The 18927-nt window shown below is 59.1% G+C and carries 15 protein-coding genes; 3 read left to right on the top strand and 12 right to left on the bottom strand.

What is annotated here, in order from left to right; genetic code table 11:
• Positions 1 to 80 precede the first annotated feature (80 nt).
• The 5 genes from ACQ4OE_RS11415 to ACQ4OE_RS11395 all read right to left on the bottom strand — a co-directional run bounded on the left by ACQ4OE_RS11415 (position 81) and on the right by ACQ4OE_RS11395 (position 5304).
• Entirely contained in the window at positions 81 to 1244 is a 1164-nt protein-coding gene (locus ACQ4OE_RS11415; protein WP_016986476.1) for a type III PLP-dependent enzyme, read from the bottom strand.
• Between the two features lie 634 nt (positions 1245 to 1878).
• Positions 1879 to 3036, bottom strand: a complete 1158-nt coding sequence (locus ACQ4OE_RS11410; RefSeq protein ID WP_430946692.1) for a betaine/proline/choline family ABC transporter ATP-binding protein — start codon at positions 3034 to 3036, stop codon at positions 1879 to 1881.
• Complete coding sequence (locus ACQ4OE_RS11405) at positions 3033 to 3686, bottom strand: ABC transporter permease (protein ID WP_007915307.1); 654 nt, start codon at positions 3684 to 3686, stop codon at positions 3033 to 3035. Before ACQ4OE_RS11405 ends, ACQ4OE_RS11410 begins: the two co-directional genes overlap by 4 nt.
• A gap of 13 nt (positions 3687 to 3699) precedes the next feature.
• Positions 3700 to 4593 carry a glycine betaine ABC transporter substrate-binding protein gene (locus ACQ4OE_RS11400; RefSeq protein WP_122595182.1) on the bottom strand — a complete coding sequence of 298 codons (894 nt, stop codon included), beginning with the start codon at positions 4591 to 4593 and terminating at the stop codon, positions 3700 to 3702.
• Between the two features lie 21 nt (positions 4594 to 4614).
• Positions 4615 to 5304: an ABC transporter permease gene (locus tag ACQ4OE_RS11395; RefSeq protein WP_169844036.1), complete on the bottom strand. Its 690-nt coding sequence runs from the start codon at positions 5302 to 5304 to the stop codon at positions 4615 to 4617.
• A gap of 357 nt (positions 5305 to 5661) precedes the next feature.
• On the opposite strand from ACQ4OE_RS11395, the gene ACQ4OE_RS11390 reads away from it, so the two are divergent.
• The 3 genes from ACQ4OE_RS11390 (at position 5662) to ACQ4OE_RS11380 (ending at position 9659) form a co-directional block, all read left to right on the top strand.
• The gene (locus tag ACQ4OE_RS11390) at positions 5662 to 7245 is read left to right on the top strand and encodes a peptide chain release factor 3 (RefSeq protein WP_158959594.1); all 1584 of its coding nucleotides are present in this window, start codon (positions 5662 to 5664) and stop codon (positions 7243 to 7245) included.
• A gap of 800 nt (positions 7246 to 8045) precedes the next feature.
• A complete protein-coding gene (locus tag ACQ4OE_RS11385) occupies positions 8046 to 9239 on the top strand; it encodes an MFS transporter (protein ID WP_430946691.1) in 1194 nt (397 codons plus the stop codon).
• 156 nt (positions 9240 to 9395) lie between these two features.
• The gene (locus ACQ4OE_RS11380; RefSeq protein WP_414893474.1) at positions 9396 to 9659 is read left to right on the top strand and encodes a hypothetical protein; all 264 of its coding nucleotides are present in this window, start codon (positions 9396 to 9398) and stop codon (positions 9657 to 9659) included.
• 135 nt (positions 9660 to 9794) lie between these two features.
• Here ACQ4OE_RS11380 and ACQ4OE_RS11375 read toward each other — a convergent pair whose 3' ends face one another.
• From ACQ4OE_RS11375 to ACQ4OE_RS11345, 7 genes are all read right to left on the bottom strand, one after another.
• Positions 9795 to 10775, bottom strand: coding sequence for a peptide ABC transporter ATP-binding protein (locus tag ACQ4OE_RS11375; RefSeq protein WP_064387908.1), 981 nt, complete (start codon positions 10773 to 10775; stop codon positions 9795 to 9797).
• Positions 10775 to 11743, bottom strand: a complete 969-nt coding sequence (locus ACQ4OE_RS11370; RefSeq protein WP_105705439.1) for an ABC transporter ATP-binding protein — start codon at positions 11741 to 11743, stop codon at positions 10775 to 10777. Before ACQ4OE_RS11370 ends, ACQ4OE_RS11375 begins: the two co-directional genes overlap by 1 nt.
• A gap of 10 nt (positions 11744 to 11753) precedes the next feature.
• Entirely contained in the window at positions 11754 to 12680 is a 927-nt protein-coding gene (locus ACQ4OE_RS11365; protein ID WP_122595180.1) for an ABC transporter permease subunit, read from the bottom strand.
• An 11-nt stretch (positions 12681 to 12691) separates the two neighbouring features.
• Entirely contained in the window at positions 12692 to 13702 is a 1011-nt protein-coding gene (locus ACQ4OE_RS11360) for an ABC transporter permease subunit (RefSeq protein WP_042557626.1), read from the bottom strand.
• Positions 13703 to 13775: 73 nt separating this feature from the next.
• Positions 13776 to 15371 carry an ABC transporter substrate-binding protein gene (locus ACQ4OE_RS11355; RefSeq protein WP_122595179.1) on the bottom strand — a complete coding sequence of 532 codons (1596 nt, stop codon included), beginning with the start codon at positions 15369 to 15371 and terminating at the stop codon, positions 13776 to 13778.
• Positions 15372 to 15448: 77 nt separating this feature from the next.
• On the bottom strand, positions 15449 to 16864 hold the full coding sequence (locus ACQ4OE_RS11350; RefSeq protein ID WP_122595178.1) for an OprD family porin: 1416 nt from the start codon (positions 16862 to 16864) through the stop codon (positions 15449 to 15451).
• Between the two features lie 175 nt (positions 16865 to 17039).
• The gene (locus tag ACQ4OE_RS11345; protein ID WP_430946690.1) at positions 17040 to 18638 is read right to left on the bottom strand and encodes an ABC transporter substrate-binding protein; all 1599 of its coding nucleotides are present in this window, start codon (positions 18636 to 18638) and stop codon (positions 17040 to 17042) included.
• Positions 18639 to 18927 lie beyond the last annotated feature (289 nt).

Genomic DNA, 18927 nt, shown 5'->3' with positions numbered 1-18927 from the left:
TGGGGTGAGGGGCTCTCGAACACACAGGCACAAAAAAGCCCATGACACGTCATGGGCTTTTTGCATTACCGGTTCGGCGCTTAAACGTAGAACGACTTCAGCGGCGGGAAACCATTGAACTCGACCGCGCTGTAACTGGTGGTGTACGCACCGGTCGACAGCCAGTACAGGCGATCACCGATTGCCAGGTTCAGCGGCAGACCGTACTTGTAGTTCTCGTACATGATGTCGGCGCTGTCGCAGGTCGGGCCGGCGATCACGACTTCTTCCATCTCGCCTTTCTTTTCGGTCCAGATCGGAAACTTGATCGCTTCGTCCATGGTTTCGATCAGGCCGGAGAACTTGCCCACGTCGGTGTAAACCCAACGCTCGACAGCGGTGCGCGACTTGCGTGCAACCAATACCACTTCGCTGACCAGAATACCGGCGTTGGCAATCAACGAACGGCCCGGCTCGAGAATGATTTCCGGCAGGTCATCACCGAAATCTTCTTTCAGGAAGCGAATGATTTCTTCGGCGTAGGTTTCCAGGCTGTTGGTGCGGGTGATGTAGTTGGCCGGGAAGCCACCGCCCATGTTGATCAGCTTGAGGTGAATGCCGTCTTCTTCTTTCAGGCGCTCGAAGATCACTTTGACCTTGGCGATCGCTGCGTCCCAGACGCTGATGTCACGCTGCTGCGAGCCAACGTGGAAGGAGATGCCGTAAGGCACCAGACCAAGGTCGCGGGCGAGGATCAGCAGGTCCATGGCCATGTCGGTCTGGCAGCCGAATTTGCGCGACAGCGGCCAGTCAGCCGTGGTCGAGCCTTCGGTGAGGATGCGCACATAGACTTTCGAACCCGGTGCAGCCTTGGCGATGTTGCGCAGGTCGGCTTCGGAGTCGGTGGAGAACAGCCGCACGCCCTTCTCGTAGAAGTAGCGGATGTCCTTGGATTTCTTGATGGTGTTGCCGTAGCTGATACGGTCGGCGCTGACGCCGCGATCCATCACTTTGTCCAGCTCGTAGATCGAGGCGATGTCGAAGCTCGAACCTTTCTCTTTGAGCAGGTCGATGATCTCGACGGCCGGATTGGCCTTGACCGCGTAGTAGACCTTGGCGAATTCGAAACCGGCGCGCAGGTCATCGTAGGCCTGGCTGATCATCGCGGTGTCGATCACCACGAACGGGGTTTCCTGTTTGTCGGCGAACGCCTTCATTTTGTCGAATGTAGCGCGCGCGAAATAGTCTTCGACCTGGATCGACATGCTGGGAACTCCTACTGGCAAACTGAATTAAACAATGGGTGCAAATGAACGCCCTCCGTATCCCCACTTTGGTTCGCCTACTTCCCAAGGCATGTCGCCGAAAGCAAAAAGGCCATGGGCGGATTTGCCCTTGGCCTTGCTGTCTCGTCGTCAGTACTTGAGCCGGATGGATCGTTTCCAGCATGGACGTTCGGCGCGAACTTTAGGGCGTGAGGGGCCTGAGATCAACTAAAAATGTCGCGTTTTTGCACGCTTCTGACGTGCGTCGCGTTCATGACTCTTTGTAGCCGACCGAGATGACGGACAGATGTTCCCCGAGAATTTTTCAGTGTTAAAAATACCTGCACGTTCGCGGATTTTGTCAGCGAAGTCGTGGGTAAGTGTGATGGCGGCAACATCGGCGACGTTGGCGGCGAGAGGTGGGTATGAAGGGGATTTTGGCTGTTTCGCGGGTTGTCTTGTACGTGATGTCCGGTCCGCAGGTGTTGAGATTCTTTTCCGCTAGACGAATGAAGAAAAAATCACGCGGATCCGGTGGGAGCGAGCCTGCTCGCGAAGGCATTTTCCCAGCCAACATCATCGTTGACTGATATTGCGCTTTCGCGAGCAGGCTCGCTCCCGCAGGTTTCGTGTTTTACGCGACCACGGCCTCAGCTGGCGAGACGATGCTGGTCTTGCCGCCGCGAGATTTGCCGGAGCTCAGATACTCGGCAATCGACTCCTGCGTCACCTCACCGAGGAACACCCGCTCGGCGTCCATCACTGGCAACCACGAACGGTTGAACTCGTACATGCGCGACAGCAGGATGCGCAAATGCTCGTCGTACGCCGCGGTGGCGTTGAACTCGCGGAGGAACTGTGCGCAAGTGCCGGTCTGACGATGCAGATCGCGACGACGCACATAGCCCAGCGCCTTGTTGTCGGCACAGGTGACGACGACATAGCGACGGTCATGCTCATCCATCAATTCCAGCGCATCGGCGACCGGCGTTTCCGGGCTCACCGACGGCGCGTTGTCCGCCGCATCTTCGGCCTTCACCAACAACAGACGCTTGAGCGTGCTGTCCTGGCCAACGAAGTTGCTGACAAAGTCGTCCGCCGGGTGCGCGAGCAGCGTGTCCGGATGATCGATCTGCAGCAGTTTGCCGGCGCGGAAGATCGCGATCTTGTCGCCGAGTTTGATCGCTTCGTCGATGTCGTGGCTGACCATGATCACGGTCTTGTTCAGCGCGCGTTGCATCTCGAAGAATTCGTTCTGGATCATCTCGCGGTTGATCGGGTCAACCGCGCCGAACGGCTCGTCCATCAGCAGCAGCGGCGCATCCGCCGCCAGTGCGCGGACCACGCCGATGCGCTGTTGCTGGCCACCGGACAATTCACGCGGATAGCGATGCAGATACTGCTTGGGTTCGAGCTTGATCATGCTCATCAACTCGCGGGCGCGGTCGTGGCATTTCTGTTTGTCCCAGCCGAGCAGTTTCGGCACGACAACGATGTTCTCTTCGATGGTCATGTTCGGGAACAGACCGATCTGCTGAATCACGTAGCCGATGTTACGACGCAGGGTCACTTCGTCGAGATCGGTGGTGTCTTCGCCGTTGATCAGGATCTTGCCCGAGGTCGGTTTGATCAGGCGGTTGATCATTTTCAGCGTGGTGCTTTTGCCGCAACCCGATGGCCCGAGGAACACACAGATCTCGCCTTCATTGACGGTCAGGCTTACCGAGTCCACGGCTTTGACATCTTTGCCGTTGCTTTGGAAAGTTTTGCTGAGGTTTTGAAGTTCGATCATTTGAGGAGTCCTTTTGGAGTCAACGAGCGTTGCAGCCATTGGAGAAACAGGTCAGCGAAAATGGCCAGGAGACTGACCAGCAGTGCGCCGACGATCAGCATCGACATGTCACTGCGGCTGATGGAAGCGAGGATCAACACACCGAGGCCGCCGGCGCCGATGGTCGCGGCGATGGTCATCACGCCGATGTTCATCACCACGGCGGTGCGCACGCCAGCGAGGATCACCGGGACGGCGATCGGTAACTCAACCATGCGCAGGCGCTGGCCGAAGGTCATGCCGATGCCGCGTGCGGCTTCACGGATACCCGGTTCGACGCCAGTGAGGGCGAGGTAGGTGTTGCGCATGATCGGCAACAGCGAATAAAGGAACACGGCGGTGATCGCCGGCATCGGGCCGAGGCCTTGGCCGAACTTCGAATAGAACGGCAGCAGCAGACCGAACAGGGCAATCGACGGCACGGTCAGCAGCACCGTGGCGCTGGCCTGCAACGGACCGGCGAGCGTCGGGAACCGTGTCATCAGAATGCCCAGCGGCACGCCAACGACAATCGCCAACGTCACGGCGATGCCGACGAGGGTGATGTGCTGCCAGGTCAGGTGCATCACCTGCTGCCAGTCGAGATGGGAAAAGGCGTTCAGGAATTCCATGACTTCTCCTCTCTTAATTCAGCGGATGTTGGCGCAGGAAATCGGCGGCAACTTTCGACGGGCTTTCGTGATCGACATCGACCCGCGCGTTCAGCTGGCGCATGGTTTCGTCATCGAACAGTTCGGCCAGCGGCTTGAGTTGCTCGGCCAGTTTCGGGTTGGCGTCCAGCGTTGCCTGACGCACTACCGGCGCGGCGGTGTAGTCGGGGAAATAATGCTTGTCGTCTTCCAGCAGCTTGAGGCCGAAGGCGTTGAGGCGACCGTCAGTGGTGTAGACCAGACCGGCAAACACCTGACCGTTGCGCAGCGCCGTGTAAACCAGGCCGGCATCCATTTGGCGGATGTTCTTGCGGCTGAGGTTCATGCCGTACAGATCGACCATGCCGATCAGGCCGTCAGAGCGATTGGCAAACTCGGTGTCCAAAGCCACCAAATGATTGGTCTTGGCTTCAGCGCGCAGCACTTCATTGAGCTGACTGATGTTGTTGATCTGCGGATAGTCCTCGGCGACTTTTTTCGGCAGGGCGAGGGCGTAGGTGTTGCTGAACTTCGACGGCGTCAGCCAGATCAGGCCTTTTTTCGCGTCGAGTTCTTTAACCCGGGCGTAGGACTGCGCGCTGTCGAGTTTTTCGGTGACATGGTTGTAGGCCACCAGCGACACGCCGGTGTATTCCCAGAGCATGTCCAGTTGCCCGCTCTCGTGGGCGCTGCGGGCGAGGTTGCTGCCCAGACCACCGGTGATCTGCGCGTCATAACCTTTGCTGCGCAGGTATTGCGCGGTGATTTCCGCGAGCAGAGTCTGCTCGGTGAACACGCGGGCGCCGAGGCGGATGACCGGTTTTTCAGCGGCTTGCGCGATGCCCGCGAACAGCAGCACGCAACCTAAGATCAAGCTAAGTCGTTTCATAAATATTCCTTCGCAAAAGCCTTAAGACGGGCGCAAACCACGTTCCAGCCAGAGACGGCTGGCGAGGGTGACGACGCCATCGAGCAGCAAGGCCAGCAGCGCGGTGCACGCGGCGCCGAGCAGCAGTTGCGGCTGATTGTTCAGGGCGATGCCAGGGAAGATCAGACTGCCAAGGCTGTTGGCGCCGATCAGGAAGGCCAGCGGGGCGGTGCCGACGTTGATCGCCAACGCCACGCGCACACCACCGACAATGATCGGCACGGCGTTGGGCAATTCGACTTTCCACAGCACTTGGCGCGGGGTCATGCCGATGCCGACGGCCGCTTCTTTCAGCGAGCCCTGGACGTTTTTCAGGCCTTCGTAGGTGTTGCGCACAATCGGCAACAAGGAAGCGAGGAACAGCGCGAAGATCGCCGGGCCACTGCCGATCCCGAGGACGCCCAGGGCAATCGCGAGCACGGCCAACGGTGGCACGGTGTTACCGATATTGAAGATCTGCATGAAGCGTTCGGCGCGTCCGACCATGGTCGGGCGACTGAGGAAGATGCCGGCGGGGATGCCCACGACAAGGGCGGCCAGCATTGAAGCGAGGACGAGAATCAGATGAGCTTGCAGGTAAAACAACAAATCGTCGCGGTAGTGTTCGATCGTGTTGATGCCGATCCAGTGGACCAGCAGGGCCAGGAGCGCGATCACCACCGCACCTCCCATCAGCCCTTTGCCATAGCGGATAGCCACAGGCGGACTCCTTTTTTTGTAGTCGGCGAGCGCACTCCCGTGTGGCAAGCCGTACATGGCTGCCGAGAGCGTCGTTCGCGAAAAGTAGCCGTTTTTCAGTCCCGGCAAAGCGGTCTGAAAGCGAGCCATGAGCGCAGCCTCGTCAGGCTAACTTGCTGATTTTTCAGCCCCTGACGAAAATTCGTAACAGGGGATGGACGTCTCCGTGCTTTAAAAGGTTCCCATCTGCGGCAGCATTTGGCCACCCTTAATGTGCTCAACGGTTCGGTTATTGCATCGAGTTGGGCTATAATCGCGGCCCTTTTTTGAATCACCGCCAGGCGATTTCCCATGACCAACCAGGCCGCCGAAGTCGCGAAACGCCGCACTTTCGCCATTATTTCCCACCCCGATGCCGGTAAAACCACGATCACCGAAAAGCTCCTGTTGATGGGCAAGGCGATTGCAGTGGCCGGTACGGTGAAATCCCGTAAATCCGATCGACATGCGACATCCGACTGGATGGAGATGGAGAAACAACGGGGCATTTCCATTACCACGTCGGTCATGCAGTTCCCGTATCGCGAACACATGATCAACCTGCTCGACACCCCGGGCCACGAAGACTTCTCCGAAGATACCTATCGCACCCTGACCGCGGTGGACTCGGCATTGATGGTTCTTGACGGCGGTAAAGGTGTCGAACCGCGTACGATTGCGCTGATGGACGTCTGCCGTCTGCGTGACACGCCGATCGTCAGCTTCATCAACAAACTCGACCGTGACATCCGCGACCCGATCGAGCTGCTCGACGAAATCGAAGCCGTTCTGAAGATCAAAGCGGCGCCGATCACCTGGCCAATCGGTTGCTACCGCGACTTCAAGGGCGTGTACCACCTGGCCGACGACTACATCATTGTCTACACCGCCGGTCACGGTCACGAACGCACCGAAACCAAGATCATCGAGAAGCTCGATTCGGACGAGGCGCGTGCGCACCTGGGCGACGAGTACGACCGCTTCATCGAACAGCTGGAACTGGTTCAAGGCGCCTGCCACGAATTCAACCAGCAGGAATTCCTCGACGGTCAACTGACCCCGGTGTTCTTCGGTACGGCATTGGGCAACTTCGGTGTCGATCACGTGTTGGACGCCGTCGTTGATTGGGCGCCACGTCCGCTGGCCCGTGTGGCCAACGAGCGTACTGTCGAGCCGGTCGAAGAGAAGTTCTCGGGCTTCATCTTCAAGATCCAGGCGAACATGGACCCGAAGCACCGCGACCGTATCGCCTTCATGCGTATCTGCTCCGGCAAGTACGAGAAAGGCATGAAGATGCGCCACGTGCGCACCGGCAAGGATCTGCGTATCGGCGACGCACTGACGTTCTTCTCCTCCGAACGTGAGCAGCTGGAAGAAGCCTTTGCGGGCGACATCATCGGTCTGCACAACCACGGCACCATCCAGATCGGCGACACCTTCAGCGAAGGCGAAGTCCTCGGTTTCACCGGCATCCCGCACTTCGCCCCGGAACTGTTCCGTCGCGTGCGTCTGCGTGACCCGCTGAAATCCAAGCAGCTGCGTCAAGGTCTGCAGCAGTTGGCCGAAGAGGGCGCAACGCAGGTGTTCTTCCCGGAGCGCAGCAACGACATCATCCTCGGCGCCGTCGGTGTGCTGCAGTTCGATGTGGTCGCGAGCCGCTTGAAGGAGGAATACAAGGTTGAATGCTCTTACGAGCCGATCACTGTGTATTCCGCGCGCTGGATTGAGTGCGCTGACAAGAAGAAGCTTGAGGAGTTTTCCAACAAGGCTGTGGAGAACCTGGCGCTGGATGGCGGTGGGCACCTGACCTATCTTGCGCCGACGCGGGTTAACCTGGCGTTGATGGAAGAGCGTTGGCCGGATGTGAAATTCCGTGCGACGCGTGAGCATCATTAAGCGTTGAGCTTTGTTGTTCGAGAGCCCCCGAGGTTTTGGCCTTGGGGGCTTTTTTTTGCCTGCTGGACTTGGCGGCCTTCGGGCCGACCATGCTCTTGGGTTTTGGGTGTATATCCGTTTCTTCGGTAACGGCGGCTTAGGGTTTCGCCCTTACGGCGACTCACTTTTTTTACAAGCGCCTAAAAAAAGTAAGCAAAAAAACGCTTGCTCCTACGTTCGGCCCGCTCGCTGGGGCTCGGGGTTCCTTCGTTCCGGGATCGATCCGGGCGCATCGCCTACGGTTTGCTTCGCTGCACCTCCTCTCGATGTGTTCGACTTCGTCGAACGGTCGCTGCGCTCCCACGCCCGGATCAATCCCTCCACTCAGCCTTCCGACGTCGCCCGTGGATCAAGATCAAAAGCGGTACTCGAGCTTGCGCTCATTGTGTTGAGTGGTGAAGAGCGGGGGTGGTCGGCTTTGGATTTGTGGTGGATTCGCCCCTCATCGGAACGCCGCCCGCCCAGTCCTCTCCCGAGGGAGAGGGCGCCGATCTGTGGTTTTTTCAAAATTTTCGTTCAACTCGGTATCGCACGTCGGCGTACCTCTCGCAATCACCTCCGTCAGTCCCCTCTCCCTACGAGCGGTCCGACGTTTCGGGAGGGTTAGGGTGAGGGGCTTTTGATCTTCGGCACGGTTTTATCGTGCGCAATGGCTGTAGGCCGTCTCCGTTTTTTGTGATCTCGATGTTCTCGAACGCGACAACCCGCGTGTTGGCCGTTAGTGTTCCAGGCCCATGCATGTCGCTTTGAGAGGTCAATGGATGACGAGTCGTCTGACTCACTTGCTACGACTGAACGGCTATTTCAGCGCAATGGCCTGGGTGCTCGCGGCGTTGTTGTTCATCAATCGCCTGAGCAGCATGGTCAAGCTGTTCATGGCGTTGTATTTGCGTCAGGAACTGGGGCTGGCGATTGAGACGGTGGGCTGGTTGCTGGCGGCATACGGCGCGGGGTTGCTGGTCGGGTCGATGCTCGGTGGCTGGCTCAGTGATCATGTGCGCACGGCGCGGCTGACGGCGGCGTTGTTCTTTATTTCGGTGTGGGTGCTGATTCTGCTGGGGCTGGTGACGCAGGTGCCGTTGCTGGCGGCATTGCTGCTGCTCAGCGGGACGATTGATGGGGCGATTCGCACCCTGCATCAGCGGCTGATCATGGAATATTGCGAGGTGGACCAGCGTTCGCGTGCACAGGCCTTGAGCCGGGTGGCGCGCAATCTCGGCATGGCTGCCGCCGGGGTGGCGGGTGGGGTGTTGGCGCAGACCGATTTTCGTTGGGTGTTTTTCGGCAGTGCAGCGATGACTTTGTTGGCGCTGCTCTGGTTTGTTCGCACCACGTGGCGGCGGCCGGTGCTGTTCGTTGAGGAGACACCCGCAACCGGCGTGAATGGCTCGGGTATGCCGTATCGCGACAAGCCTTTCCTCTGGCTGCTGGCCGCAACCGCCGTGCTCGGCATTGCGTTCGACACGGTCTACAGCACGCTGGGCAACTATCTGCGTGATTACTATAGGTTGAGCACCGAGGCGATCGGCTGGCAGTTCGGGCTCAATGCGCTGCTGGTGATCGCCCTGCAGATTCCGCTGTCGCACTGGGGCGAACGCTGGGGTTCCCGGCGGCAAATGGTGGCGGGCAGTTTGTTGCTGGCCTGCGGGTTGGGCATGTTGCCGTTCGGTTCGGGATTGGCGTTCGTCTGCCTGTCGACGGTGATCTGGACCTTGGGCGAGGCGCTGTTCATGCCGCCGCTGAATGTGCTGGCGATGCAGTTTGCCCAGCGTGGCAAAAGCGGCCAGTACTTTGGCCTGTTCTTCATGAGCTGGAGCGCCAGCGCGCTGCTGTCTCCGGTGCTCAGCGGTCACTTGTACGGCCAATTCGGCGGGCACAGCGTATGGCTGGCCAGTGTCGCGCTGTTGCTGATGTCGATCCCTCTGACGTGGCAAGCCACCCGCACCCTTAGCTGATCCGGTTATTGACGTTATTCGAAAGCAATCTGTGCGCGGAGGGCATTTCTGCCCGCTCGTTAGCGTCCTAACTGGTAAGCCCGGCTGATCGGAACTAGATTTCACACAGCGCCAGTCCGGCACGCATGTCTTACCTGAAAATGGATGGAGTCGGTTATGAAAAGCAGGTTGCTACGGGTTTTATTGCTGTTGAAAGTGATGGTCATGCTGTCCCTCGGCACCGCGACGGCCTGGGCCGAGTGCGAGGATCACGATTCCCAGGCCTTCAACGGACAAGCCGGGCACAGCGGCTTGATGCTCGCCAAGTCCGAGTCCGAGCCGGGTGATCAGGGGCAGGGCGGCAGCGCCGATGACGACGACTCGACCACCGACGAGCCGGATTCCGATGATCCGGACGACGAAGGCGATAGCCAGACGTAAATCACAGGCAAAAGAAAACCCCTTCTGACTCGACTGATGCGCAATCGGGGTGGAAGGGGTTTGGTTAACTCACGAATAACTCACATCCCCTGTGGGAGCGAGCAGGCTCGCTCCCACATTTTTACAGGGCGGTTTCTACGCCGCGCCGTCGAGGAATTGCTCGGCGTAGTGGCAAGCCACCTGCCGATTGTCGAGCGGGCGCAACAGCGGCTCTTCGGTGCTGCACCGCTCGGTCGCGTACGGGCAGCGCTTGTGGAAAGCACAGCCGGGCGGCGGATTGAGCGGGTTGGGCAGTTCGCCGACGATCTTGATTTTCGGCTTGTTCGGATCCGGGTGAATGGTCGGGGTCGCCGACAACAACGCCTGGGTGTACGGGTGCAATGGACGCTCGTAGATGTCGTTCTTCGGACCCATTTCTACCGGGCGACCGAGGTACATCACCATCACGTCATCGGCCACGTGCTGCACAACCGCGAGGTTGTGCGAGATGAACACGTACGCGGTGTTGAACTCTTGTTGCAGATCCATGAACAGGTTGAGCACCTGCGCCTGAATCGACACGTCGAGCGCCGACGTCGGTTCATCCGCCACCAGCACTTTCGGTTGCAGCATCATCGCCCGAGCCAGAGCGATACGCTGACGCTGACCGCCGGAAAACATGTGCGGATAGCGCTGGTAGTGCTCTGGACGCAAACCGACCTGCTTCATCATCGCCTGGACTTTCTCGCGACGCTCAGCAGCGGACAGGTTGGTGTTGATCAGCAGCGGTTCGCCGAGCTGATCACCGACCTTCTGCCGTGGGTTCAACGACGCGTACGGGCTTTGGAACACCATCTGCACGTCTTTGCGCAGTTGCTTGCGCTGGGCCTTGTCGGCGCCAGCCACTTCCTGGCCGGCGATTTTCAACGAGCCGGAGGACGGGTCTTCAATCAGCGTCAACGCGCGGGCCAGAGTGGATTTGCCACAGCCCGACTCGCCGACAACGGCGAGGGTCTTGCCGGCTTCCAGTTCGAACGACACGCCGTTCAGTGCGCGCACGGTCGCATGGCCCTTGAACAGGCCACGGGACACTTCGTAGTGACGGGTCAGGTCGCGGGCGGTAAGTACGACGGCCATTACGCCACCTCCTGATTCAGCGGGTAGAAGCAGCGGGCGAGGCTGTGGGCTTTCGGATCAAGACCTGGACGCTGCGCGCGGCAGCTGTCTTGCACGTACGGGCAGCGCGGCGACAGCAGGCAACCCTGCGGACGGTCGTAACGCCCCGGAACGATGCCCGGCAGGGTAGCCAGACGGGTAGCGCCGAGGCTGTGCTCGGGAATCGCCTTGAGCAACGCTTCGCTGTACGGGTGCGCCGGGATGTCGAACAGTTGCGGCACTTGGCCGACTTCAACGGCTTGGCCGGCATACATCACGCAGACGCGCTGAGCGGTTTCCGCCACGACCGCGAGGTCGTGAGTGATCAGCACCAGGCCCATGTTCTGTTCTTTCTGCAACGCCAGCAGCAGATCCATGATCTGTGCCTGAATCGTCACGTCGAGGGCCGTGGTCGGTTCGTCGGCGATCAGCAGTTTCGGCTCGCCGGCAATCGCCATGGCGATCGCAACACGCTGGCTCATACCGCCGGACAGTTGGTGCGGGTAGGCGTCCATACGGCTGGCAGCGCCCGGGATTTCGACTTTTTCCAGCAGTTCGATCGCACGTTTGCGCGCTTGCTTGCCGGACATTTTCAGGTGCAGGCGCAGCACTTCTTCGATCTGGAACCCGACGGTGTAGCTCGGGTTCAGCGCGGTCATCGGATCCTGAAAAACCATCGACAGGTCTTTGCCGACGATTTGCCGACGCTGTCGGTTGCTCAGTTTGAGCATGTCTTTGCCGTCAAAGCTCAGCGAGTCGGCGGTGACGATGCCGGGATGCTCGATCAAGCCCATCAGCGCCATCATGGTTACGGATTTACCCGAACCCGACTCGCCCACGATGGCCAGCACTTCGCCTTTGTCGACTTTCAGGTCGAGGCCATCGACCACCGGGGTCGCGTTTTTGTCGCCGAAGCGAACGTTGAGATTCTTGATTTCTAGCAGTGACATGGGAATCTCCTCAGGCGGCGTTCTTGAGTTTCGGGTCCAGCGCATCGCGCAGACCGTCGCCCATCAAGTTGATTGCCAGCACGCTGAGCAAAATGGTCAAACCAGGCAGGCTGACTACCCACCAAGCGCGTTCGATGTAGTCGCGGGCCGAAGCCAGCATGGTGCCCCACTCAGGGGTTGGCGGTTGTACGCCAAGGCCGAGGAAGCCCAACGCAGCGGCATCGAGAATCGCCGAGGAGAAGCTCAGGGTCGCCTGAACGATCAGCGGCGCCATGCAGTTCGGCAGCACGGTGATGAACATCAAGCGCGGCAGACCGGCACCGGCAAGGCGCGCGGCGGTCACGTAGTCGCGGTTCAGTTCGCCCATCACGGCGGCACGGGTCAGACGCACGTAGGACGGCAGCGAAACCACAGCGATGGCGATCACGGTGTTGATCAGGCCAGGGCCGAGGATGGCGACGATCGCCACAGCCAGCAGCAGCGACGGCAGGGCCAGCATGATGTCCATCAGACGCATGATGGTCGGGCCGATCATCTTCGGGAAGAAACCGGCGAACAGACCGAGCAGGATCCCCGGAATCAGCGACATCACCACCGACGACAAGCCGATCAGCAGCGACAGGCGCGAGCCCTGGATCAGACGCGACAGCAGGTCTCGACCGAGTTCATCGGTGCCGAGCAGGAATTGCATTTGCCCGCCTTCCAGCCACGCCGGTGGCGTCAGCAGGAAATCGCGGTATTGCTCGCTCGGGTTGTGCGGGGCGACCCACGGCGCGAACAGCGCGCAGAAAACCACCAGCAACATGAACAGCAGCCCGGCAACCGCGCCTTTGTTCTTGGAGAAGGCTTGCCAGAATTCTTTGTACGGAGACGGGTACAGCAGGCTTTGGTCCGCGTTGGTGGCGGACGTTGCTACTGAGGAAGTTGGAGTGCTCATTGAATTGGACCTCAGCGCTGATGACGGATGCGTGGGTTGGCAAAGCCGTAGAGGATGTCCACTACGAAGTTGACCAGAATCACCAGGCAGGCGATTAACAGGATGCCGTTTTGCACAACCGGGTAGTCCCGGGCGCCGATGGCTTCGATCAGCCATTTACCGATGCCGGGCCAGGAGAAAATGGTTTCGGTCAGAACTGCGCCAGCCAGCAAGGTGCCGACTTGCAGACCGACTACGGTGAGTACCGGAATCAGCGCGTTACGCAGACCGTGGACGAACACCACCCGCGACGGCGACAGGCCTTTGGCCTTGGCGGTGCGGATGTAGTCTTCGCGCAGCACTTCGAGCATCGACGAACGGGTCATCCGCGCGATCACCGCCAGCGGAATGGTACCGAGCACGATGGCCGGCAGGATCAGGTGATGCAGGGCATCGAGGAACGCGCCCATGTCATCGGCCAGCAGCGTGTCGATCAGCATGAAACCGGTGCGCGGCTCGATGTCGTAGAGCAGGTCGATCCGTCCGGAAACCGGAGTCCAGCCGAGGCTCACCGAGAAGAACATGATCAGGATCAGGCCCCACCAGAAGATCGGCATCGAATACCCCGCCAGGGAGATGCCCATCACCCCGTGGTCGAACAGGGATCCTCGCTTGAGTGCCGCGATCACCCCGGCCAGAAGCCCGAGAATGCCGGCGAACAGCAGGGCGGCCATGGACAATTCCAGGGTCGCCGGGAACAGGGAGGTGAACTCGGTCCACACGCTTTCACGCGTGCGCAGGGATTCGCCGAGATCGCCTTGAGCCAGTTTGCCGATGTAGTCCAGATACTGGGCATACAACGGTTTGTTCAGACCTAGGCGTTCCATTGCCTGAGCGTGCATTTCGGGGTCGACCCGACGTTCGCCCATCATCACTTCCACGGGGTCGCCCGGAATCATGCGAATCAACGCGAAAGTCAGCAAGGTGATGCCGAAAAACGTGGGGATCAACAACCCCAGTCGGCGGGCAATAAAACTAAACATCTTGTGTGGTACCTCATCAGCCGGTTAGGCGTGCCCGGCGTCCCTGGGGTCAGGGACGCCGGGAGTTTCTTATCTACTTCACCTGGGTAGTGGCGAAGTTATTAGTGGTGAGAGGGCTGATGTGATAACCCTCTACATTGTTGCGCATTGCGGTAAACATCCTGGTGTGGGCCATGCTGATCCATGGCTGGTCCTGATTAAACAGTACTTGAGCCTGTTCGTAGAGCGCGGCGCGTTCGGCCGGATCTACTTTAGCCCGTGCTTCATCCAGCAGTCCCTGGAATTTCTCGTTGCACCAGCGAGCATAGTTTTCGCCGTTCTTGGCTGCTTCACAACTGAGCATAGGCGTCAGGAAGTTATCCGGGTCGCCGTTGTCGCCCGCCCATCCGGCCGAAACCATGTCGTGCTCGCCGGCCTTGGCGCGTTTAAGCATTTCACCCCATTCCATCACGCGGATGTCGATCTTGATCCCGACTTTCGCCAGGTCAGCCTGCATCATTTGCGCGCCGAGCATCGGGTTCGGGTTGGTCGGACCGCCGCCGTTACGGGTAAACAGGGTAAACACGGTGCCGTCCGGAACCCCGGCTTCCTTGAGCAAGGCGCGGGCCTTATCGAGGTCACGTGGCGGGTTTTTCAGGTCGTGGTTGTAACCGAGCAGGGTCGGTGGGTACGGGTTGACCGCCACGGAGGCGTTGCCTTTGCCGAACAGGGCGTTGACATAGGCTTCCTTGTCGAAGGCGATGTCGATGGCCTTACGCACGCGCACGTCGCTCATGTATTTGTGCTGGGTGTTCATGGCGATGTACGAGACGGTCATCGCGTCCAGTTCGTCGACTTTCAGGTTGCTGTCTTTCTTGATGCTCGGGATGTCATCCGGTTTCGGATACAGCGCGATCTGGCACTCGTTGGCCTTGAGCTTCTGCAGGCGCACGTTGTTGTCGGTGGCGATGGCCAGGATCAACGCGTCGGCCGGCGGCTTGCCACGGAAATAGTCCGGGTTGGCCTTGAAGCGCACCTGAGCATCTTTGGCGTAGCGCTGGAAGATGAACGGGCCGGTGCCGACCGGTTTGTTGTTGAGATCGCCGGTCTTGTTGGCCTTGAGCAACTGGTCGGCGTATTCGGCCGGGTAGATCGAGGAGAACGCCATCGCGATGTCGGCCAGGAACGGCGCTTCGCGACGGGTCAGAGTGAACTTGACGGTGTTGTCGTCAACTTTTTCTACGCTTTTGAGCAGTTCTTTGAAGCCCATGCTTTCAAAGTACGGGAAGCCCACGCTCGACAGTTTGTGCCACGGGTGATTCGGGTCCAGCTGACGCTGGAAGCTCCAGACCACGTCGTCGGCGTTCATGTCGCGGGTCGGCTTGAAGTATTCGGTGGTGTGAAACTTGACGCCTTTGCGCAAGTGGAACGTGTAGGTCAGGCCATCGTCGCTGATGTCCCAGGAGTCGGCGAGCGCCGGGATCACTTCAGTGGTGCCAGGCTTGAAGTCGGCCAGGCGATTGAAGATGGTTTCGGCCACCGCATCGGCAGTGACTGCAGTTGTGTACTGAACCATATCGAAGCCTTCCGGGCTGGCTTCGGTGCAGACCACCAAGGGTTTGGCCGAGACGCCGACAGCGACACTCAGCAACGCAGCCGCGATGGCCGCACGTAGGGGAAGCATTTTCATCGATAACCCTCTGCAATCGGTTGAAGACAAAAAGCCGAACGGCCGACTCATCATGAGTCAGCCGTCGGCTGGCGTTTTTACAGGATGTTGAACGGAATCGTGGTCACGAGACGGAACTCGTTGATGCTGCCGTCAGCCTGGTTTTCGCTGGCGCGGTGCGTGGTATAGGTGCCACGAATGGTGGTCGCCTTGAGCGGGCCGCTTTGTACGGCATAGGTCGCGCCGACGCCGTATTCATAGTGGTGCTCGCCGTCCATCGCCTGCACGCCATCGTAGCCGCCACCCTTGTAGTGAGTGCCGTCGATGCCCCAGCCGCGTGCCTGGTAGATGTTGAACTTCAGGCCCGGTACGCCGTATTCGGCCATGTTGATGCCGTAGGAAATCTGGAAGGATTTCTCGTTCGGGCCGTTGAAGTCCGAGAGCAGGGAGTTGGCCAGGTAGATACCGTTGGTTTCGTGCAGGTAGTCGAAGTACTCGTTACCGTTCACTTCCTGATACGAGAAGGTCAGGGTGTGGGCCAGGTGAGTCAGGCCGAACGACAGCGAGTAGGTATCGTTGTCGATGTCGCCCAGCAGCTTTTTGCCTTCGTCGACGGTTTTGTAGTAGTTCAGGCCGGTGGTCAGGCTCAGTACGGAGCTATCGCCCAGTACGTGGGTGGCGCCGAAGTAGTACTGGTTCCACAGGTCTTCAGCCTGAGTGCCCCACAGGCTGGTGGTCAGGCTGGCGAACGGCTGGTACGAGATACCGGCGGTGTTCACGTGGTCGGCTTCAGCATCGATGCTGCCGTATTCGGAGCGGAACTTGCTGAGGCTTTCTTCGGTACGTGGGGAGACGCGATCGAAAGTGGCCAGGTCGAAGGACAGGTTGTTCAGTTCTTCGCTGTGGATCGCGATACCTTCGAAGCTCGATGGCAGCGGACGGTTGCCGATCACATCGACTTGCGGGCTGCTGAAGTTCATGCGGCCGGCGGTCAGGGTGGTGTTGGAGATACGCGCCTTGACGTTGGCCAGGCCCAGTTTGCTCCATTGACCGACAGCGTCACCGCCCTCGCGGGTCAGGGTACGGTTGTTGCCCGCGCCTGGACGGGTGCCCGGTGCGCCGCCGTTGTTGGAAGCGAGGTTCTCGCGATCACGCTCCAGCGCGATGGCGTTGTACGCAGCCACTTCGGTGCTGAAGCCGACAGTACCTTCGGTGAAGCCCGAGTTGTACTTGATGATCGTGCCTTGCACCCAGTTGATGCGGCGATCGGTTTCAGCCGATTGACCGTTCTTGCGGTAAGCGAACTTGCCGCCACGCTTGAGTTGCTCGTTGGCGTACCAGTTACGGGTCGAACCGCTGATCGATTGCCCTTCGAGGAAACCAGTGGCTTCGGCCTGGGCACTTTTCTCGTTGACGGACACCGGGGTGAACGCCTGGCTCTGGGTTTCCGCGTAAGCCGTGGCGGTGATGCTGCTGATGGCCAAGGCCAGTATCGCGGTGCTGCTCAGTTTCATGGGTGAAGCTCCTTTACTTTCTTTTTATGCCGGCTTTTTTTGGTATGCCGGTTATTGGTTTAGAACTCATTCACACATCGCAAACGTTTGCAAAAGGCCGTTTTGGCGAATTTCGGCAAAGCGCTTGCGTGAGGGGCTAGACAGCGCCCCTCAGCGTTGCGGCTAATCGGTTGGTTTAATCGATACTGACACCCGAGAACACGTTGCGACCGAACGGGCTGACTTTGAACCCTTCGATTTTCGTGCTTAACGGTTGGTTGACCGTCGAGTGGGCGACAGGCGTGATCGGCACTTGCTGTTTAAGCAACTGCTGAGCCTGTTTATAAAGCGCGGTGCGCTGGTCACGGTCGGTGACGACCTTGGCCTCTTTGATCAGCTTGTCGTAAGCCGGATCGCACCACATGGAGTAGTTGTTGCCGCCGATAGCATCGCAGCTGTACAGCGTGCCCAGCCAGTTGTCCGGGTCACCGTTATCACCGGTCCAGCCGATCAGGCTGATGTCGTGCTCGCCATTTTTGGTGCGCTTGATGTACTCGCCCCATTCATAGCTGACGATCTTCACTTTCAGGCCAATCTTGGCCCAGTCGGCCTGGAGCATTTCGGCCATCAGCTTGGCGTTCGGGTTGTACGGACGCTGTACCGGCATCGCCCACAACGTGATCTCGGTGCCTTCCTTGACGCCGGCAGCCTTGAGCAGTTCTTTGGCTTTTTCCGGGTCGTAGGCGGCGTCCTTGATAGTGTCGTCGTAAGACCATTGGGTCGGCGGCATGGCGTTGACCGCCAGTTGACCGGCACCTTGATAAACAGCGTTGAGAATCCCTTGTTTATTCACCGCCATGTCCAGCGCTTGGCGCACTTCGAGCTGGTCGAATGGCTTGTGGCGCACGTTGTAGGCGATGTAGCCGAGGTTGAAGCCTGGCTTGGAGATCAGTTGCAGTTTTGGGTCGTTTTTCAACGCTTCAACATCGGCCGGGCGCGGATGCAGGGTGATCTGGCACTCATTGGCCTTGAGCTTCTGCACGCGAACCGAGGCGTCGGTGTTGATCGCGAAAATCAGGTTGTCGAGTTTGACCCGGCTCGGATCCCAGTAGTGTTTATTGCCCGTGTAACGGATGTTCGAGTCTTTCTGATAGCTCTTGAACACGAACGGCCCGGTGCCGATCGGCTTCTGATTGATGTCGCTCGGTTTGCCATCGGCCAGCAGTTTGTCGGCGTATTCGGCGGACAGAATCGCGGCGAAGCTCATGGCGATGTTCTGAATGAACGCGGCGTCGACGCTGTTGAGCGTGAATTCCACGGTCAGTGGCCCGGTCTTCTCGACCTTGGCGATGTTCTTGTTAAGGCTCATCCCGTTGAAATACGGGAACTCTGTTGGATAAGCCTTACGGAATGGCTGCTGGGCATCAAGCATGCGGTTAAACGTAAACAACACGTCGTCGGCGTTGAAATCGCGGGTCGGCTTGAAATACGGCGTTGTATGAAATTTCACACCTTCACGCAGGTGAAAGGTGTACTTGAGACCATCCTCGGAAATATCCCACTGAGTGGCCAGACCGGGTACGACATTGGTCTCGCCCTTTTCGAACTCGACCAGACGGTTGTAGAGCGGTTCGGCGGCGTCGTTATCGGTCGCTGTCGTGTACTGCGCAGTATCGAAACCCGCCGGGCTGCCTTCGGAGCAGAACACCAGGCTTTTGCTGGCGGCGAAACTCGCGGACGAAGCGGCCAACAGGCCGGCGCCCAGCAATGCGGAAAAAACCAAGGTATGGCGCATGACGCTCCCTCTTTTTTTAGTGTTGTTCAATGCGCCACGGTCTCATCCAGAGAAGGGGCGGCGCATAGAGCTCAATCCAGTACGCAGGCAAACCGGGGGCCCACGCAGAAACTGGTCAGAACCGACGGTAGTGGCCGCTGGTCTGGCAGTAAATGCGTAATTGCCTTAAACATCGTAGGAAAAGTCGACGCGTCCTATTCCTCAGCAGTAATCCACTGCGGAACTGGATGTAAGAAAATTCCTAACTTCCCGGCAAGACAAAGCGGCGGCAACGTTCAAAACGTTGCCG

Source organism: Pseudomonas sp. WC2, from assembly GCF_050586545.1.
In the GTDB taxonomy this organism is placed as follows: domain Bacteria; phylum Pseudomonadota; class Gammaproteobacteria; order Pseudomonadales; family Pseudomonadaceae; genus Aquipseudomonas.
The sequence above is the reverse complement of the archived record's forward strand: the minus strand, read 5'-3'. Positions and strand labels throughout refer to the sequence as shown.

Coding starts and splice junctions, on each gene's coding strand:
- ACQ4OE_RS11415 (WP_016986476.1), bottom strand. CDS start 1,244: ATGTCGATCCAGGTCGAAGACTATTTCGCGCGCGCTACATTCGACAAA.
- ACQ4OE_RS11410 (WP_430946692.1), bottom strand. CDS start 3,036: ATGATCGAACTTCAAAACCTCAGCAAAACTTTCCAAAGCAACGGCAAA.
- ACQ4OE_RS11405 (WP_007915307.1), bottom strand. CDS start 3,686: ATGGAATTCCTGAACGCCTTTTCCCATCTCGACTGGCAGCAGGTGATG.
- ACQ4OE_RS11400 (WP_122595182.1), bottom strand. CDS start 4,593: ATGAAACGACTTAGCTTGATCTTAGGTTGCGTGCTGCTGTTCGCGGGC.
- ACQ4OE_RS11395 (WP_169844036.1), bottom strand. CDS start 5,304: ATGGGAGGTGCGGTGGTGATCGCGCTCCTGGCCCTGCTGGTCCACTGG.
- ACQ4OE_RS11390 (WP_158959594.1), top strand. CDS start 5,662: ATGACCAACCAGGCCGCCGAAGTCGCGAAACGCCGCACTTTCGCCATT.
- ACQ4OE_RS11385 (WP_430946691.1), top strand. CDS start 8,046: ATGACGAGTCGTCTGACTCACTTGCTACGACTGAACGGCTATTTCAGC.
- ACQ4OE_RS11380 (WP_414893474.1), top strand. CDS start 9,396: ATGAAAAGCAGGTTGCTACGGGTTTTATTGCTGTTGAAAGTGATGGTC.
- ACQ4OE_RS11375 (WP_064387908.1), bottom strand. CDS start 10,775: ATGGCCGTCGTACTTACCGCCCGCGACCTGACCCGTCACTACGAAGTG.
- ACQ4OE_RS11370 (WP_105705439.1), bottom strand. CDS start 11,743: ATGTCACTGCTAGAAATCAAGAATCTCAACGTTCGCTTCGGCGACAAA.
- ACQ4OE_RS11365 (WP_122595180.1), bottom strand. CDS start 12,680: ATGAGCACTCCAACTTCCTCAGTAGCAACGTCCGCCACCAACGCGGAC.
- ACQ4OE_RS11360 (WP_042557626.1), bottom strand. CDS start 13,702: ATGTTTAGTTTTATTGCCCGCCGACTGGGGTTGTTGATCCCCACGTTT.
- ACQ4OE_RS11355 (WP_122595179.1), bottom strand. CDS start 15,371: ATGAAAATGCTTCCCCTACGTGCGGCCATCGCGGCTGCGTTGCTGAGT.
- ACQ4OE_RS11350 (WP_122595178.1), bottom strand. CDS start 16,864: ATGAAACTGAGCAGCACCGCGATACTGGCCTTGGCCATCAGCAGCATC.
- ACQ4OE_RS11345 (WP_430946690.1), bottom strand. CDS start 18,638: ATGCGCCATACCTTGGTTTTTTCCGCATTGCTGGGCGCCGGCCTGTTG.